The sequence below is a fragment of the Streptomyces sp. NPDC031466 genome (assembly GCF_055581265.1).
Window position 1 is genome coordinate 1 of the sequence record NZ_JBVIJT010000015.1, and the last position, 17,068, is coordinate 17,068.

12 protein-coding genes and 4 pseudogenes are annotated in these 17,068 nt (G+C 70.2%); 7 read left to right on the forward strand and 9 right to left on the reverse strand.

The window, feature by feature from the left end; translation table 11 throughout:
* Positions 1 to 305: 305 nt before the first annotated feature.
* The 3 genes from ACZ5GP_RS31095 to thyX form a co-directional block, all read right to left on the reverse strand.
* The gene (locus ACZ5GP_RS31095; RefSeq protein WP_468754038.1) at positions 306 to 1,991 is read right to left on the reverse strand and encodes a ribonuclease J; all 1,686 of its coding nucleotides are present in this window, start codon (positions 1,989 to 1,991) and stop codon (positions 306 to 308) included.
* Positions 1,992 to 2,102: 111 nt separating this feature from the next.
* Positions 2,103 to 3,002, reverse strand: a complete 900-nt coding sequence (gene dapA / locus ACZ5GP_RS31100; RefSeq protein WP_468754039.1) for a 4-hydroxy-tetrahydrodipicolinate synthase — start codon at positions 3,000 to 3,002, stop codon at positions 2,103 to 2,105.
* Positions 3,003 to 3,192: 190 nt separating this feature from the next.
* Positions 3,193 to 3,933: an FAD-dependent thymidylate synthase gene (gene thyX / locus ACZ5GP_RS31105; protein ID WP_468754040.1), complete on the reverse strand. Its 741-nt coding sequence runs from the start codon at positions 3,931 to 3,933 to the stop codon at positions 3,193 to 3,195.
* A 190-nt stretch (positions 3,934 to 4,123) separates the two neighbouring features.
* Here thyX and ACZ5GP_RS31110 point away from each other — a divergent pair, with 190 nt between their 5' ends.
* Positions 4,124 to 4,363: a hypothetical protein gene (locus ACZ5GP_RS31110; RefSeq protein ID WP_468754041.1), complete on the forward strand. Its 240-nt coding sequence runs from the start codon at positions 4,124 to 4,126 to the stop codon at positions 4,361 to 4,363.
* Between the two features lie 156 nt (positions 4,364 to 4,519).
* Entirely contained in the window at positions 4,520 to 5,077 is a 558-nt protein-coding gene (locus tag ACZ5GP_RS31115; protein ID WP_468754042.1) for a PH domain-containing protein, read from the forward strand.
* On the opposite strand, the gene ACZ5GP_RS31120 is transcribed toward ACZ5GP_RS31115, so the two are convergent.
* From ACZ5GP_RS31120 to ACZ5GP_RS31145, 6 genes and pseudogenes are all read right to left on the reverse strand, one after another.
* Positions 5,078 to 5,530 (reverse strand): tetratricopeptide repeat protein, encoded by a 453-nt coding sequence (locus tag ACZ5GP_RS31120; RefSeq protein ID WP_358583193.1) that lies wholly within the window; start codon positions 5,528 to 5,530, stop codon positions 5,078 to 5,080.
* A 16-nt stretch (positions 5,531 to 5,546) separates the two neighbouring features.
* Complete coding sequence (gene dapB / locus ACZ5GP_RS31125) at positions 5,547 to 6,299, reverse strand: 4-hydroxy-tetrahydrodipicolinate reductase (protein ID WP_468754043.1); 753 nt, start codon at positions 6,297 to 6,299, stop codon at positions 5,547 to 5,549.
* Between the two features lie 46 nt (positions 6,300 to 6,345).
* Positions 6,346 to 7,725 carry a M16 family metallopeptidase gene (locus tag ACZ5GP_RS31130; RefSeq protein WP_358699223.1) on the reverse strand — a complete coding sequence of 460 codons (1,380 nt, stop codon included), beginning with the start codon at positions 7,723 to 7,725 and terminating at the stop codon, positions 6,346 to 6,348.
* The gene (locus tag ACZ5GP_RS31135) at positions 7,722 to 9,950 is read right to left on the reverse strand and encodes a polyribonucleotide nucleotidyltransferase (protein ID WP_468754044.1); all 2,229 of its coding nucleotides are present in this window, start codon (positions 9,948 to 9,950) and stop codon (positions 7,722 to 7,724) included. The genes ACZ5GP_RS31130 and ACZ5GP_RS31135 overlap by 4 nt, the downstream gene beginning before the upstream one ends.
* 386 nt (positions 9,951 to 10,336) lie before the next feature.
* On the reverse strand, positions 10,337 to 10,624 hold the full coding sequence (gene rpsO, locus ACZ5GP_RS31140; protein ID WP_030784357.1) for a 30S ribosomal protein S15: 288 nt from the start codon (positions 10,622 to 10,624) through the stop codon (positions 10,337 to 10,339).
* A 194-nt stretch (positions 10,625 to 10,818) separates the two neighbouring features.
* Positions 10,819 to 11,606 (reverse strand): annotated as a pseudogene (locus ACZ5GP_RS31145) (type VII secretion integral membrane protein EccD); the annotation flags it as partial.
* Between the two features lie 148 nt (positions 11,607 to 11,754).
* Between ACZ5GP_RS31145 and ACZ5GP_RS31150 the strand changes: the two are divergent.
* From ACZ5GP_RS31150 to ACZ5GP_RS31170, 5 genes and pseudogenes are all read left to right on the forward strand, one after another.
* Positions 11,755 to 12,248: pseudogene (locus tag ACZ5GP_RS31150) on the forward strand (type VII secretion protein EccC); the annotation flags it as partial.
* Between the two features lie 218 nt (positions 12,249 to 12,466).
* Complete coding sequence (locus ACZ5GP_RS31155; RefSeq protein WP_468754045.1) at positions 12,467 to 12,802, forward strand: DUF397 domain-containing protein; 336 nt, start codon at positions 12,467 to 12,469, stop codon at positions 12,800 to 12,802.
* Between the two features lie 52 nt (positions 12,803 to 12,854).
* Positions 12,855 to 13,230: pseudogene (locus ACZ5GP_RS31160) on the forward strand (hypothetical protein); the annotation flags it as partial.
* A 306-nt stretch (positions 13,231 to 13,536) separates the two neighbouring features.
* Positions 13,537 to 13,665: pseudogene (locus ACZ5GP_RS31165) on the forward strand (SCO5717 family growth-regulating ATPase); the annotation flags it as partial.
* A 357-nt stretch (positions 13,666 to 14,022) separates the two neighbouring features.
* Positions 14,023 to 16,767, forward strand: a complete 2,745-nt coding sequence (locus tag ACZ5GP_RS31170; protein WP_468754170.1) for a MinD/ParA family ATP-binding protein — start codon at positions 14,023 to 14,025, stop codon at positions 16,765 to 16,767.
* The last annotated feature ends 301 nt before the right edge of the window (positions 16,768 to 17,068 follow it).

The window sequence follows — 17,068 nt, forward strand, 5'->3', positions numbered from 1 at the left end:
CCTCCGGGCGCTTCCCTTCGGTGTTTCTTTTGTTCTTGCGTTTCCGACTCTATCAGACTCTTTCGTGTCCGATTTCCTCGGTGCCTTTCCGGTTCCCGCTCCAGCCTTTCGGCTTTCGCGTTTCCCTTTCCGGCGGCTCCGACTTTATCAGAAGTTCTGAGTCGGATTTCCCGCCCCGGTCGGAGCAGCTCCTCGCACACAGGTGCGCGGTGCTTCCCGGTTGGGCGGAGCCGTAAACCTAACGGAGCGGGGCGCCCCGATGCAAATCGAGGCGCCCCGCTCCGGAGAGCACACGGTCAGGAGGGTCAGACCTCGACGACCACGGGCAGGATCATCGGGCGTCGGCGGTAGTTGTCCGACACCCACTTGCCCAGCGTGCGGCGGATGAGCTGCTGCAGCTGGTGGGGCTCGACGACGCCGTCCTGGGCCGACTTCTCCAGGACCTCCTGGACCTTCGGGATGACGGAGGTGAAGACCCCGTCGTCGATGCCCGAGCCGCGGGCCTGGATGTGCGGGCCGCCGGTGATCTTGCCGGTGCTGGAGTCCACCACCACGAAGACCGAGATGATGCCCTCGTCGCCGAGGATCTTGCGGTCCTTCAGCGCGGGCTCACCGACATCGCCGACGGAGAGGCCGTCGACGTACACGTATCCGGCCTGGACCTTGCCGACGATCTTCGCCTTGCCCTCGACGAGGTCCACGACGACGCCGTCCTCGGCGATCACGATGCGGTCGTGCGGGACGCCGGTGAGGGCGCCGAGCTCGGCGTTGGCACGCAGGTGGCGCCATTCGCCGTGGACCGGCATCAGGTTCTTGGGCTTGCAGATGTTGTAGAAGTACAGCAGCTCGCCGGCCGAGGCGTGGCCGGAGACGTGCACCTTCGCATTGCCCTTGTGGATGACGTTGGCTCCCCAGCGGGTCAGGCCGTTGATCACGCGGTAGACCGCGTTCTCGTTGCCGGGGATGAGCGACGACGCCAGGATCACCGTGTCGCCCTGGACGATGCGGATCTGGTGGTCGCGGTTGGCCATGCGGGAGAGCGCGGCCATCGGCTCGCCCTGCGAACCGGTGCAGACCAGGACGACCTGGCTGTCGGGCAGGTCGTCGAGCGTCTTGACGTCCACCACGAGGCCCGGCGGGACGCGCAGGTAGCCCAGGTCGCGGGCGATGCCCATGTTGCGGACCATCGAGCGGCCGACGAAGGCGACTCTTCGGCCGTACTCGTGCGCGGCGTCCAGGATCTGCTGGATGCGGTGCACATGGCTGGCGAAGCTCGCCACGATGATGCGCTTCTGGGCGCCGGCGAAGACGCCGCGGATCACGCCCGAGATATCGCGCTCCGGCGGGACGAAGCCCGGCACCTCGGCGTTCGTGGAGTCGGAGAGGAGGAGATCGATGCCCTCCTCGCTCAGCCGTGCGAACGCGTGCAGGTCGGTCAGGCGGCCGTCCATCGGCAGCTGGTCCATCTTGAAGTCACCGGTGGCGACGACCAGACCCGCGGGGGTGCGGATGGCGACGGCCAGGGCGTCCGGGATGGAGTGGTTGACCGCGATGAACTCGCAGTCGAACGGGCCCAGGTGCTCGCGGTCGCCCTCGACGACCTCGAGCGTGTACGGACGGATGCGGTGCTCCTGGAGCTTCGCCTCGATCAGCGCGAGGGTCAGCTTGGAGCCGATCAGCGGGATGTCCGGCTTCTCGCGCAGGAGATAGGGGACACCGCCGATGTGGTCCTCGTGACCATGCGTGAGGACGATGCCCTCGATGTCGTCGAGGCGGTCCCTGATGGACGTGAAGTCCGGCAGGATCAGGTCGATGCCGGGCTGCTCCTCCTCGGGGAAGAGCACTCCGCAGTCGACGATCAGAAGACGACCGTTGTACTCGAATACGGTCATGTTGCGGCCGATCTCGCCGAGGCCGCCGAGCGGGGTGACCCGCAGGCCGCCCTTCGGGAGCTTGGGCGGGGCGCCGAGTTCAGGATGCGGATGACTCAAAAGACTCTCCTCACCACGCGCGCCACGTACCTCCGGGGCACGTGGCGCGTATGACGTTCGTGCAGTAGCAGTTGTTGTTGGGTGGAACGTATTCAGTTGTGAAGTCCGTGGTTACAGCTGTACCCCGCCCGCGGCGAGGTCGATCTTGAGTTGTGCCGTCTCCTCGGCCGTCAGCTCCACCATCGGCAGGCGCAGCGGGCCGGCGGGGCGGCCCTGTAGGGCGAGCGCCGCCTTGGTCGTGATGACACCCTGCGTACGGAACATGCCCGTGAAGACCGGCAGCAGCTTCTGGTGGATCTCCGTGGCCTTCTGGACGTCGCCCGAGAGGTACGCCTCCAGCATCGCGCGCAGCTCGGGGGTGACGACGTGGCCCACGACGGAGACGAAGCCGCACGCGCCGACCGACAGCAGCGGGAGGTTCAGCATGTCGTCGCCGGAGTACCAGGCCAGGTCGGAGCGGGCGATGGCCCAGCTCGCGCGGCCGAGGTCGCCCTTGGCGTCCTTGTTGGCGACGATCCGGGGGTGCTCCCCGAGGCGGACGATGGTCTCGGTGTTGATCGGTACGCCGCTGCGGCCCGGGATGTCGTAGAGCATGACCGGCAGCTCGGTACTGTCGGCGATCGCCGTGAAGTGCCGCAGCAGTCCCTCTTGCGGGGGCTTGTTGTAGTACGGCGTGACGGTCAGGAGGCCGTGGGCGCCGGCCTGCTCGGCGGCGTGGGCGAGCTCGATGCTGTGCCGGGTGTCGTTCGTGCCGACGCCCGCGACGACGTGGGCGCGGTCTCCGACGGCGTCCAGTACGGCCCGTACGAGCTCGTTTTTCTCCGCGTCACTGACAGTCGGGGACTCGCCGGTGGTGCCGTTGATGATCAGGCCGTCATTGCCTGCGTCCACCAGGTGGGCGGCGAGCCGCTGCGCGCCGTCGAGGTCGAGTGCGCCGTCCGCCTTGAAGGGCGTGACCATGGCGGTGAGGACCCTCCCGAAGGGGGTCTGCGGAGTGGAGGTCGGAGCCATGGGTAACACGCTACTCGCTGCTCAGCACGGGGTCCCCCCTCGGGGGACGTGAGCGGACCTGACAAGTGCGGAGCCCGGCACTGCCTGCTCGGGGGTTCAAGCAGTGCCGGGTCCGTTTGATCAGGCTAGATGAACTTCACGAAGTGCCGCAATACGGACACTTCGCTCCGCGCATCCGTACATCAGTGCCTTACGGCGCCACGCGTCCGTTCTTGTTGAAGGCCGCATGGGTGAGAGGCATCAGTTCCGCCCAGTACTTTTCCATCTTCTCGCCGACCATCTCGATCTCCCGCTGCGGGAAGGACGGGACCTTGGCCAGCTCGTGCTGGGTGCGCAGGCCGAGGAAGTGCATCAGCGAACGGGCGTTGCACGTCGCGTACATCGAGGAGTAGAGGCCGACGGGGAGCACGGCACGGGCGACCTCGCGGGCGACGCCGGCGGCGAGCATCTCCTGGTACGCCTCGTACGCCTGGCGGTAGGAGTCCTCCATGACGCGGCCGGTCAGCTCCTGCTGGGCCTGGGTGCCCTCCACGAAGACGTACTTCCCGGGGCGGCCCTCCTGGACCAGCTTGCGGGACTCGTCGGGCACGTAGAAGACGGGCTCCAGCTCCCTGTAGCGCCCCGATTCCTCGTTGTACGACCAGCCCACGCGGTGTCGCATGAACTCGCGGAAGACGAAGATGGGGGCGCTGATGAAGAACGTCATCGAGTTGTGCTCGAAGGGGCTGCCGTGGCGGTCCCGCATCAGGTAGTTGATCAGCCCCTTGGAGCGCTCCGGGTCCTTCTGGAGCTCGTCCAGCGACTGCTCGCCCGCCGTGGAGACACGGGCGGCCCACAGGACGTCGGAGTCGGTGGCGGCGTGCTTCACCAGCTCGACGGTGACCTCGCTGCGGAAGCTGGGCTTGAGGTCTTCGGTGGGGGTCTCGCTCACAGGCGGGGGTCCTTCCATGTGCATCACTCGGGCGGCGCCCACTCTATGGCCCGGCACCGACAATCGGCCGTTCGGTGACCCGCCACGACATTCTTCGACTAATTTGCCGAAACAGGGCACCTTTTGGGCGATTCGAGCGTCTGTCCGGATGAGAGAGAAAGTTCGATACCCGTGAGGAGAAGCGCGCCCCATGTTCCGTCGGCGAGAGCCCGTCCCGTTCGCCTTCATCGCCGAAGCCGACAAGTTCCGCAGCAACGTCACTCCCCCGCCCCGAGAGCGCGCGTCGGCCGGTCAGATCATGGGCCGCACGCTCATAGGCCTGACCGTGGTGGCCGGTCTCGTGGGTTCCCTGCTCTTCGGGATGCCCGCCATGTCGGCGGACCAGTCGCCCGCCAAGACGCAGCAGTCCGAGGCCTCGAACGGCCGCTGACCTGCCAGGGTCGCCGGCCGGGCGGCGGCTGACCCGCCCCCACTGCTCTGATGGCGTGGGAGGCACCCCCATGGCCCCCCGTGGGTGGTAGCGGGGGGCACGGCTCGATAGCCTCACCGGGCACAGCCCATGTGCGGATTGAGTGAGGATCAGCCCGTGCCCCTGCCTTTCCTGACCGCGGACCGCACTGTCGACGACGCGGCGGACGACGAACCGCTGCCCTTCGACGACCGTGATCAGTGGCGCCGCCCCTACCGCCCCGGCCCCTGGCGGGTCGGCGCCGCCGCGCTCTCACTGCTGCTCGCCTCGTATCTGCTCTTCGCCGCCGTGATCGTCGCCTTCGCGGACTCGCTCACGGGGGGCGCGATCTGCGCGGGACTGGCCGTGGCCGTCATCGTCGGTTCCCTGCGCCTGCTGCGCGTGGGCACCTGGGTGAGCGCGCGCGGGGTGCGCCGGGTCGGCTTCCTGCGCACGCGGACCGTGCCGTGGGAGCAGATCTCCGCCGTGCGGACCGCTCAGCAGCCCGTGCGGTGGATGGGGCTGCCCCGCACGGTGCAGGGGCAGGCCCTCATCCTCGTACGCCGTGGTGAGGCAGTCGACGGGCAACTGCTGATGACCGACCGCAACGCCGACTTCCTGGCCCGGCACGAGGCCTTCAACCAGGCCGCCGACTCCATCGAGGGGTGGGCCGAGGAGTACCGGCCCACGGCCTGATCAGACGTTGACCGGCTTGCCCGCGTGCAGGGCGATCGCCCGCTGCATGGCCTTGCGCGCGCGGGGGGTGTCCCGCGCGTCGTGGTAGGCGACGGCGAGGCGGAACCAGCAGCGCCAGTCGTCCGGCGCGTCCTCCGTCTCCGCCTTGCGGCGGGCGAAGACCTCGTCGGCCGAGTCGCGGTCGATGCGGCCGCCCGGGGTGCGCCGCAACTCGTCGACGGGCAGTCCGCCCTCGGCCTCCAGTTCGGCGGCGAGCCGGTTGGCGCGCTGGACGAACTGGGTGTTCTTCCAGAGGAACCAGATGCCGATGAACGGCAGGATCAGCACCGCGACACCGAAGGTGACGGTGAGCACGGTGCCGTGCTGGATCAGGAGCACGCCACGGCTGCCGACCAGGACGAAGTAGACGACGAGGACGGCTGCCGTGACGGCATAGGTGATCTTCGCTCGCATGGGGTCCGCTTCCCGGTCAGCCGAGGTCCAGGAAGTGTTCCAGGCCGAAGGTCAGGCCAGGAGTGCTCACCACCCGGCGCGCGCCGAGCAGGATGCCCGGCATGAAGCTGCTGTGGTGCAGCGAGTCGTGGCGGACGGTCAGGGTCTCCCCCTCGCCGCCCAGCAGGACCTCCTGGTGCGCGAGGAGCCCGCGCAGGCGCACGGAGTGCACCGGTACGCCGTCGACGTCCGCGCCGCGGGCGCCGTCCAGCGCCGTCGACGTGGCGTCGGGCTGGGCCGGGCTGCCGGCCCGGCGGCGGGCCTCGGCGATGAGCTGGGCGGTGCGGGTGGCGGTGCCGCTGGGGGCGTCCGCCTTGTTCGGGTGGTGCAGCTCGATGACCTCGACGGACTCGAAGTAGGGCGCCGCGAGCTGTGCGAACCTCATCGTCAGGACGGCGCCGATGGAGAAGTTCGGGGCGATGAGCACGCCCGTCTCCGGTGACGCCGCCAGCGACGTACGCAGGTGCGCGAGGCGCTCGTCGGTCCAGCCCGTCGTGCCGACCACGGCGTGGATGCCGTGGCGTACGCAGAAATCGAGGTTGCCCATCACCGAGTCGGGGTGGGTCAGTTCGACCGCGACCTGGACGCCGGATTCCGTGAGGGTCTCCAGCGCATCCCCCCGGCCGAGCGCCGCGACCAGTTCCATGTCGTCGGCGGCCTCGACGGCCTTGACGGCCTCGGAGCCGATGCGGCCCCTGGCGCCGATGACCGCCACGCGCAGCTTGCTCATGTCCTTCATTCCTTACGTCGAGCCCTGGGGCGTTGAGCCTTGCGTGTCAGGCGACCACGTCGTGGAGGCGGGCCGCCTGCTTGTCCTTGAGCGGGCCGATGGCCGCGAGGGACGGGCGGCGGCCGAGGACGTCGCGGGCCACTTCGCGCACCTCGTCGGGGGTGACCGCGGAGATCTTGGCCAGCATCTCGTCGACCGACATGTGCTCGCCCCAGCACAGCTCGCTCTTGCCGATGCGGTTCATCAGGGCGCCGGTGTCCTCCAGGCCGAGGACGGTGGAGCCCGCGAGCTGGCCGATGGCGCGGCCGATCTCGTCGTCCGACAGGCCGTGCTGCGCGACCTGGTCCAGCTCGTCGCGGCAGATCTTCAGCACGTCGTGCACCTGGCTCGGGCGGCAGCCCGCGTACACGCCGAAGAGGCCGGTGTCCGCGAAGCCGGAGGTGTACGAGTACACGCTGTAGGCCAGGCCCCGCTTCTCCCGCACCTCCTGGAAGAGGCGGGAGGACATGCCGCCGCCGAGCGCGGTGTTCAGGACGCCAAGGGCCCAGCGGCGCTCGTCGGTGCGGGCCAGGCCCGGCATGCCGAGGATGACGTGGGCCTGCTCGGTCTTGCGGTTGATGAGCTCGACGCGGCCCGAGGTGCGCAGGGCGCGGGAGCCCTGGCGCGGGGGCAGGGGGGTGGCGTCGGTGCGCCCGAGGGCGCCGGCCTTCTCGAAGGCGGCGCGGACCTGGCGTACGACCTTGTTGTGGTCGATGTTGCCCGCGGCGGCGACCACCAGGTGCGTGGGGTCGTAGTGCTTCTTGTAGAAGCGGCGGATGCGGTCGGCGTCGAGGGCGTTGATGGTCTCCTCGGTGCCGAGGACCGGGCGGCCGAGGGGGGTGTCGCCGAGCATCGTGTGCGCGAACAGGTCGTGCACGCAGTCGCCCGGGTCGTCCTCGGTCATCGCGATCTCTTCGAGGATGACGCCGCGCTCGGCGTCCACGTCCTCCTGGCGGATCAGGGAGCCCGTCAGCATGTCGCAGACGACGTCGATGGCCAGCGGCAGGTCCGTGTCGAGCACGCGCGCGTAGTAGCACGTGTACTCCTTCGCCGTGAAGGCGTTCATCTCGCCGCCGACCGCGTCGAGCGCGGAGGAGATGTCCAGGGCGCTGCGCTTCTTGGTGCCCTTGAAGAGCAGGTGCTCCAGGTAGTGCGTGGCGCCGTTCAGCGACGGGGTCTCGTCGCGTGAGCCGACGTTCGCCCAGATGCCGAAGGTGGCGGAGCGGACGGAGGGCAGGGTCTCGGTGACGACGCGCAGGCCTCCGGGGAGGGTCGTCCTACGGACGGTGCCGATGCCGTGCTCGCCCTTGATGAGGGTTTGGGTACGGGCGACGGCCCGCGCCTCCGAGGAGGTGCGGGCCGTCGTCGTGGTGCTACGCGACGTCACTTGTCGGTGTCGTCCTTCTGGTCGGCGGCCTGCTCGTCGCCCTCTTCGCCGTCGATGACGGGGATGAGGGAGAGCTTGCCGCGGGAGTCGATCTCGGCGATCTCGACCTGGACCTTCTGGCCCACGCCGACGACGTCCTCGACGTTCTCCACGCGCTTGCCGCCGGCGAGCTTGCGGATCTGCGAGATGTGCAGCAGACCGTCCTTGCCCGGCATGAGCGAGATGAACGCGCCGAAGGTCGTCGTCTTCACGACGGTGCCCAGGTAGCGCTCGCCGACCTCCGGCATGGTCGGGTTGGCGATGCCGTTGATCGTGGCGCGGGCGGCCTCGGCCTGCGAGCCCTGGGCGGCACCGATGTAGATGGTGCCGTCGTCCTCGATCGTGATGTCGGCGCCGGTGTCCTCCTGGATCTGGTTGATCATCTTGCCCTTGGGGCCGATGACCTCACCGATCTTGTCCACGGGGATCTTGACGGTGATGATCCGCGGGGCGTTGGGGGACATCTCGTCCGGGACGTCGATGGCCTCGTTCATGACGTCCAGGATGTGCAGACGCGCGTCACGGGCCTGCTTCAGCGCGGCGGCCAGGACCGAGGCGGGGATGCCGTCGAGCTTGGTGTCGAGCTGGAGCGCGGTCACGAACTGCTTCGTGCCGGCGACCTTGAAGTCCATGTCGCCGAAGGCGTCCTCCGCACCGAGAATGTCGGTGAGGGTGACGTAGTGCGTCTCGCCGTCGATCTCCTGGGAGATCAGGCCCATGGCGATACCGGCGACGGCGGCCTTCAGCGGCACACCGGCGTTCAGCAGCGACATGGTGGAGGCGCAGACGGAGCCCATGGACGTCGAGCCGTTGGAGCCGAGGGCCTCGGACACCTGACGGATCGCGTAGGGGAACTCCTCGCGCGTCGGCAGCACCGGCACGATCGCGCGCTCGGCGAGCGCGCCGTGGCCGATCTCGCGGCGCTTGGGGGAGCCGACGCGGCCGGTCTCGCCGGTGGAGTACGGCGGGAAGTTGTAGTTGTGCATGTAGCGCTTGCGCGTCACCGGGGACAGCGTGTCGAGCTGCTGCTCCATGCGGAGCATGTTCAGCGTGGTGACACCCAGGATCTGGGTCTCGCCGCGCTCGAACAGCGCCGAGCCGTGCACGCGCGGGATGGCCTCGACCTCGGCGGCGAGGGTGCGGATGTCGGTGACACCGCGACCGTCGATCCGCTTCTTCTCCTTGATGACGCGCTCACGGACCAGGGACTTGGTCAGCGAGCGGTACGCGGCGGAGATCTCCTTCTCGCGGCCCTCGAACTTCGGGAGCAGCTTCTCGCCGGCCAGCGCCTTGACGCGGTCCAGCTCGGCCTCGCGCTCCTGCTTGCCGGCGATGGTGAGCGCCTGGGCCAGCTCGGTCTTGACCGCGGCGGTCAGGGCCTCCAGGACGTCGTCCTCGTAGTCGAGGAAGATCGGGAACTCGCCGACGGGCTTGGCGGCCTTGGCGGCGATGTCCGACTGGGCCTTGCACAGGAGCTTGATGAAGGGCTTGGAGGCCTCGAGACCGGCGGCCACGACCTCCTCGGTGGGCGCCTCGGCGCCGCCCTTGACGAGCTCGATGGTCTTCTCGGTGGCCTCGGCCTCGACCATCATGATCGCGACGTCGCCGTCCTCCAGGACGCGACCGGCGACGACCATGTCGAAGACGGCGTCCTCAAGCTCGGTGTGCGTCGGGAAGGCGACCCACTGGCCCTTGATGAGCGCCACGCGCGTGGCGCCGATCGGGCCCGAGAAGGGCAGGCCGGCCAGCTGCGTGGAGCAGGAGGCGGCGTTGATCGCGACCACGTCGTACAGGTGGTCGGGGTTGAGAGCCATGATCGTCTCGACGACCTGGATCTCGTTGCGCAGGCCCTTCTTGAAGGAAGGGCGCAGCGGGCGGTCGATCAGGCGGCAGGTGAGGATCGCGTCCTCGGAGGGGCGGCCCTCGCGGCGGAAGAAGGAGCCGGGGATCTTGCCGGCCGAGTACATGCGCTCCTCGACGTCCACCGTGAGGGGGAAGAAGTCGAGCTGGTCCTTGGGCTTCTTGGACGCGGTGGTGGCCGAGAGGACCATCGTGTCGTCGTCCAGGTAGGCCACGGCGGAGCCGGCGGCCTGACGGGCCAGACGGCCCGTCTCGAAGCGGATGGTGCGGGTGCCGAAGGTGCCATTGTCGATGACGGCCTCGGCGTAGTGGGTCTCGTTCTCCACTGTTCTCCTACGTGTCTACGTTTCGTCTTCTCGCCGTCCGGGCCCGTGTGGTCCGGAGGCGGCGTCCCGTGGGTCCTTCGTGGACCGGGACTGGGTGGAGAAGCGCGCCGTGGGTGCGGGCCGGTCTTCGATCGAAGCACCCGGGGATGTCTCCCGGGGGCCACTACCGAGGACCGGCGGCGGCGAGGTGCGCCTCTCCCTCATGGGGTTGTGCTCGATGTCCCGGGGGCCGGTGGATCTTCCATGATCCCTACCCGCGGGGACGTGCTTTCATCACCCACACTACAAAGCGTCGGTGGCACCGCGCACGTACGGCAGCGCACGTACGGCAAAGGGAGCGGCCCCCTTCGAGTGCTTCGAGTGGGAACCGCTCCCTCCACGGCGTCTTACTTGGCGCCCGCCGCACCGCGGCGGATGCCGAGGCGCTCGACCAGGGCGCGGAAGCGCTGGATGTCCTTCTTGGCCAGGTACTGCAGCAGGCGGCGACGCTGGCCGACCAGGATCAGCAGACCACGACGGGAGTGGTGGTCGTGCTTGTGCGTCTTGAGGTGCTCGGTCAGGTCCGAGATGCGGCGCGAGAGCATGGCGACCTGGACCTCGGGGGAGCCGGTGTCGCCCTCCTTCTGGCCGAACTCGGTGATGATCTGCTTCTTCGTAGCAGTGTCGAGCGACACGCGTACTCCTCGTGATGTCTTCGAGTGCCTCCGAGTGCCCCTGGTCTACATCTCAGGGGAGCTTCCGTGACTCGGGAGGCGGGGATGAGCCGTCGGGCGCGGGTTCCGGTCCCGGGGACCAGGGCGCAGACAGACGGTCGTCAAACAGGGTACCAGTCGGCTTGAGCGCGCTTCGCCTCCGGGCGGCGGGGCCGTCAGCTCGTCATCGCTCTGGCCCCGGCGTACACGTCGAAGACCGCGAGGGCCAGCGGCACCAGGGTCAGGAGGACGAAGCCCTCGGCGATCTCCGGGAAGCGGCCCCAGAAGGGTGTCACACCCGCGCGCGGGACGAATCAGAGCGATGCGGTGACCAGCGCCGTGGCCGCGGCGATCGCGGCGACGAGCCAGACGGTACGCAGGTCGGGCGCGGCCGGGTCGCCGGCCCGGGCGGCGCGCGGGAGGCCCTGCGGCGGGTCGAGGCACAGACCCGCGCCGAGCAGGACCAGAGCCGTGAGGCCGGCGGCGAGGGCCGTCGCGACCCGCGCGGTATAGCGGTATAGCGGTATAGCGGTATAGCGGTATAGCGGTATAGCGGTATAGCGGTATAGCGGAAGAGCTGGGCCCGGGTGAGCATCGCGATGCCGGTGGCGAGGGCCAGGAGCTGCGCCCATACGGCGTCGGAGAAGCCGAGGACGGCCGCGGAGCCCACGACGACCAGGGCGCGGCCGCCCACCAGGCCTATCAGCAGCTCACGGCCGCGGCGTGCCCGGACGGCGACGCGCTCGGCGTCGACGGGTTCCTGCGGGGTGCGCTCCGGTTCGTAGGGCCCGCGGCTGCCGGCCGGGGGTTCGAAGCCGATGGGCAGGCGGGCGAACCGCATGGAGAGCCCGGGGAGAAAGGCGAGGGCTCCCACGGCGAAGGGGGCGCACAGTGCGGCGGACTCGGCCGGCGTCAGCCGCTGGAGGCCGGCGAGGAACGCGGCGAGGGGGCTCATTGCGGAGGCGGTCATGGGCATGGTCATGGTCGCGTCCCGTGCACGTCGGTCTCGGCCCACAGGGAACTCGCCACGCCCCTTGTGTCGCCGCAAACCGCTCCTGTGGACCAGCTGGAGCCGCTCACGGCGCTCGCGCTGTCGCGCTGTCGCGCTCGCCTCGCCCGAGGGGGCGGAGGCGCCGGCCCGCCAACTGGCGCCGCCGCGCGAGCCGTCCGGCGGCGACGAGGCCGAACTCCCACTGGCCGAACTGGAGTTCACCGGGCTGCCGAACCCGGGCTACGCGGAGTCGGTGGACACCGGCAGGACGTGGCACCCGCGCACCCAGGCGGAACGGCTGCGCGTCCCGATCGGGGTCGGTGCGGACGGCCGCCCCGTGATGCTCGACCTTAAGGAGGCCGCGCAGGAGGCCATGGGCCCGCACGGCCCGTGTGTCGACGCCACCGGTTCCGGCAAGAAAGGCGGCGCCACCTTCGCGTACAGGGCCAACTGCCGCACGTCGCCGCGCTCATCACCAACCTCGCCGACGACCTGACGCCGGCCGACCGGGTGGGCGACTCGATCCGGGGCGAACTCAACCGCCGCCAGGAGCTGCTGCGGGACGCGGGCCCGTACGCGAACACCCACGACCACGAGAAGGCGCGGATGGCGGGGCCCCGCTCCAGTCGATCTGCCGCCAGGCCCCCTGTTCCTCGGCCAGGGTGTCCGAGCGCAGCTGGTCTCAGGGCCCCCGGCGTCGCCCGTCGCTGTGCCGTCCGGTGTGCCCGAGTGCGGGCTGCCGCAACGTCCGAACAGGGGAGGATCACCCCAAGTAGGGTGGACGCGCAGCTCTTTCGTAGCTCTTTCGTACGTTGTGAAGGGACCCCTCCGCCATGACCGACGCCCACGACCCCGAGGCCCAGGACATCAAGACCGAGGACATCGAGGCCCAGGAGAAGGCGCGTAAAGAACGCGAGAAGGAGGAGCTCTACGCCCTCGACATCTCCGGCGCCGAATGGCACAGCGCGCCGGGCACCGAGGAACACGAGGAGCGGGTGGAGATCGCCTACCTCCCCGAGGGCGCCGTGGCGATGCGGTCGTCGCTGGACCCGGAGACGGTGCTGCGGTACACGGAGGCGGAGTGGCGGGCGTTCGTGCTGGGGGCCAGGGACGGGGAGTTCGACCTGGAGCCGTCGCCGCGGAACGGTGGGGTCGCTGCGCAGGGATGAGGGGCCGCTGCCGGGTGGCGGCGGGGACGTGATGTAACGCCGGTCATGGTCGCGGGTGCCGCCTCGGGGGGCCTCGGCCAGGAGCCCTGTGCTGGTGGTGCGGGACTGCGGGATGCGGCCGCCCCGGGGCGGGTCGTCCCCGGGGCCTGGCAGTCCGCGCTGACCGTGCTGCCCTGTCTGAGCCCCATCGCGCCTCGGCTCATTCAGCGGGCGCGGCTCGTCGGGGCGCAGCGGGTGTCGCCCGACGAGGCGGTGCAGATCGGGCGGTCGCTGGGGTTGCCCCGGGAGGACGTGGAAACGTTGCCGACGCTCGCGGACGGGTCACGTTGTGGTGTGCCGATCGTGCCCGGCAGTACGTCCGGCAGTACGTGATGACGCAGGCCACGGACGTCGAGACCGGATTGTTGGGTGCCGCTCGGCGGATGGATCGAGGGCCGGGGACGCTCATGGACTGCGGATTCGGGGCGTTCCGGGCGCTGTTGAGTGGTTTGTCCAGTGCCTTTCGTGGCGTGTGGATCACCCCTGCGCCGAGCGGGACGCAAAGGGCGGTGCGGGCGGGGTGGCCTGCCCTGACGTGCCGGTGGTTTCGGTGATTAGTCTGGGGAAGGACGCGACGCCGGAAACCCGCCAGCGGGCCGCGCGCGTCCTCAACGGGGAGAGCCAGGCGGATCGGACGACAGGAACGGTCGCCCCCCACCACGGCACGAGGGTGCTCGACCACACCAGGAGGCATTGTGAACAGCGATCGGGACGAGATCCGCGGGGGCTGGGACACACCCGTCGATGATCAGTCCGACGCGGAGTCCGCCGCCGAGACGACGGGCGAGTTCACCATCGACTACGCGCCGCCCGCCTGGTACACGCAGAACGCTTCGGGCCGTACGGAAGAGACGCCCTCGGGTGCGTCCGCCGGCTCTGTTCCGGGCGACTCCGACGACTCCGGTTCGGGCGGTTCTGACGACTCCGGCTCGGCTGGCTCCGACGACTCCGGTTCGAGTGGCGCTGACGACTCTGGTTCGGGCGGCTCCGATCCGGTTCTTCCTGCTCCGGTTGGCTCTGCGTCGGACGGCTTTGAGTCGGGTGGCCCTGCGTCGGACGGCTCTACTCCGGTCATCTCTAGGTCGGGCGGCACTGATTCGGACGGTTCGGCTCCCTCTGCGGCCAGTGATTCCGCGTCGGGTCGTTCCGGCGCCCCGGCGGAGGTTCCGTCGGTTCCTGCCATGCCGTCCTTCGCTCCGCCCGCCGGGCCGGTGCCGCCCGCCCCTGCCGAGGCGCCGGTCGAGGGCGACTCGAACGCCGTGCCCAGCGTCGTGCCGAAGCTCCCGGTGGGGAGTGGGTTCCGGCCTGCCGCTCGCGATGAGGAGCCGGTGGCCGGGGGCGGTGTCACCGACTGGAGCAGCGCCGTTGCCGGGCCCGCCGCCTCCGTTCACGTGACCGGTGTCGTACCCAAGAACGAGGTCGACGACCTCGCTGAAGCCAAGCCCAAGGCCAAGGCGGAGTCCGAGGCTGAGGCTGAGGCCGTCGAGCCCGTGGACGGGAGTGGCGACCTTGAGAGCGGGGCCACCATGCGGTTCTCCGCTCGCGCCCTCCAGCGGGAGATCGAGAAGCGCGCTACCGCCTCGGCACCCGAGTCGGGGGAAGAGGCAGGGGGAGGGGCTGAGGCAGAGGCAGAGCCTGCGGTTGCGGTCGTCCCTGTCGCCCGGGGTGAGGCTCAGCCGGAGGCCGACGATGACACCGTTGCGGGTGGCTCCCCTGCGAGTGACCCCGACGTGAGCACCGGTGAGGTAGCCGGCGGGGTCTCCGGTGACGCCGAGCCTCCTGTGGGCGATGACTCCGTCGGTTCCCCGGCCTCCGCCGGGGAGCACGGTGTGCCGCCTCAGGGCTCCGCCCCCGCCGTCAGCACTGACGACGTGCACGACTCCGTACCGCGCTCGTGGACTCCGCCGCCGCCCGCGCCCCAGAGCGGCATTCCGCCGTTGCCGCCCGCCTACCAGCCCGCGGCCCCGACTTCCGCCCCGCAGTGGCCCGCGCCCACGCAGGCCTCGCCGCCCGTGGCCCCGGTTCAGGCCGAGCCGGCGCCCGCGCCCGTACAGGCGCAGACTCCGCCTCCCGCCGCGGTGCCTCAGCAGGCGCCGGTCCAGCCATCACAGCAGGCCCCGGCGCAGGTGCCGGTCCAGCAGCCGCAAGTCCCGGTCCAGCAGCCCCAAGGCGGATACGGTTTTCCGCAGGCGGCGCCCGGCGCGCCCTTCACGCCTGCGCAGCCTCCCGCCCAGGCCCAGGCCCAGGCCCAGGCACCCGGCCCCCTCCCCGCGCCGCAGGCCGGATACGGGTTCCCGCAGCAGGGCGCGCCTGCCGACGCCGGGGTCAACTCGCCTGCCACGGGCGCCGGTTACGGATTCCCCCAGCCGCCCGCACCTCAGGCACAGCAGCCGCAGGCGCAACCACCTCAGGTCCCGCAGCACCAGGCTCCGCAGCCGCCGGTCCAGGCCCAGGCCCAGGCCCCGCAGCCTCAGCAGGGCCAGCCGCCCGTCGACCCCCGTACCGGTACCGCCTGGCCGCAGCCCGTGCGGCACGATCAGCGTGAGCGCACCAACCCGGGGGCTCCCCTCGGTTACACCGCCGCCGTCGAACTGTCCTCCGACCGGCTGCTGCGCAACACCAAGCCGAAGGCCAAGAGCAGCCGGGCCGGGGGCGGTTCGCGGTTCAAGCTCGGCGGCAAGAAGGAAGAGGCCGAGCGGCAGCGCAAGTTGGAGCTGATCCGCACGCCGGTGCTTTCCTGCTACCGCATCGCCGTCATCAGCCTGAAGGGCGGCGTGGGCAAGACGACCACGACCACCGCGCTGGGCTCGACGCTGGCCACCGAGCGGCAGGACAAGATCCTCGCCATCGACGCCAACCCGGACGCCGGTACGCTCGGGCGGCGCGTGCGGCGCGAGACCGGGGCCACCATCCGTGACCTCGTCCAGGCGATCCCGTACCTCAACTCGTACATGGACATCCGGCGCTTCACCTCGCAGGCGTCGTCCGGTCTCGAGATCATCGCCAACGACGTCGACCCGGCCGTGTCGACCACGTTCAACGACGAGGACTACCGGCGCGCGATCGACGTACTCGGCAAGCAGTACCCGATCATCCTGACGGACTCCGGTACGGGCCTGCTGTACAGCGCCATGCGGGGCGTACTCGATCTCGCCGATCAGCTGATCATCATCTCGACGCCGTCGGTGGACGGGGCGAGCAGCGCGTCCACGACGTTGGACTGGCTGTCCGCGCACGGGTACGCGGATCTCGTCTCGCGGTCCATCACCGTCATCTCCGGTGTGCGCGAGACCGGAAAGATGATCAAGGTCGATGACATCGTGTCCCACTTCGAGACACGGTGCCGGGGCGTCGTCGTCGTGCCCTTCGACGAGCATCTCGCCGCGGGTGCGGAGGTCGACCTCGACATGATGCGGCCGAAGGTGCGGGAGGCGTACTTCAACCTCTCGGCGATGGTGGCCGAGGACTTCGTGCGGGCGCAGCAGCAGCAAGGGCTCTGGACGTCGGACGGGAATCCGCCGCCGCACGTGGCTCCGCCGCTGCCCGGCCAGCAGGTGGCTTCTCCCGGCGGGCAGCCTCAGTCGTACGCCCCCGCGCCGCAGCCCCAGCCGTACGCTCCCGCCCAGCCGCCGCAGGGACAGCAGCCGCAACCCCAGCCACCGGCGCCCCAGCAGGCGTATCCCCCGCAGCCGGGCGCGCCCCAGGCATGGCCGTCGCAGGCGCCGCACCAGCCTCAGCAGCCCTACCAGCCCCACCCCCACCCCCAGCCGCACCAGCCCCCGGCCCACGACGGCCAGGCGCCCCCGCCCGCCGCGCAGCCCGGGGCACCCTTCCAGCCGGGAGGCCCCGTCCAGCCGGGCGCACCCTTCCAGCCGCCCCAGCCCCCACCACAGCAGCCGCAGCAACCGCAGCCGCCCCAGCAGTAAGACCCGTCAGCAAGACCCCTCGTCCCCAGCGGGCCCGCGCCGTTCCCCGGCGCGGGCCCGTTCCCGTTCCGTCCCTCGCGCGCCGGGCGGAACGCCTGCCCACGGCGTGGTCCGCCGCACCGCCACCCCCTCACCAGCCAGGCGTCAGAGGTCTTGACCAATGCGGGTGAAATTCCGGTCAACTCGTTATTTCCGCAGGCCACATGGGGTTCACCTGCCGTTGACTCGCCCAGACCGCCGCTGGTAGACACACACATCAACCCGCCGACGTCCCTTGATCAACCAGCGTGCCACCAGCCAT

Excerpts from the sequence above, each read along its gene's own strand:
- dapA (WP_468754039.1), bottom strand. The coding sequence starts at position 3,002 with ATGGCTCCGACCTCCACTCCGCAGACCCCCTTCGGGAGGGTCCTCACC.
- ACZ5GP_RS31110 (WP_468754041.1), top strand. The coding sequence starts at position 4,124 with ATGTTCCGTCGGCGAGAGCCCGTCCCGTTCGCCTTCATCGCCGAAGCC.
- ACZ5GP_RS31120 (WP_358583193.1), bottom strand. The coding sequence starts at position 5,530 with ATGCGAGCGAAGATCACCTATGCCGTCACGGCAGCCGTCCTCGTCGTC.
- dapB (WP_468754043.1), bottom strand. The coding sequence starts at position 6,299 with ATGAGCAAGCTGCGCGTGGCGGTCATCGGCGCCAGGGGCCGCATCGGC.
- ACZ5GP_RS31155 (WP_468754045.1), top strand. The coding sequence starts at position 12,467 with ATGACCGACGCCCACGACCCCGAGGCCCAGGACATCAAGACCGAGGAC.
- ACZ5GP_RS31170 (WP_468754170.1), top strand. The coding sequence starts at position 14,023 with ATGCCGTCCTTCGCTCCGCCCGCCGGGCCGGTGCCGCCCGCCCCTGCC.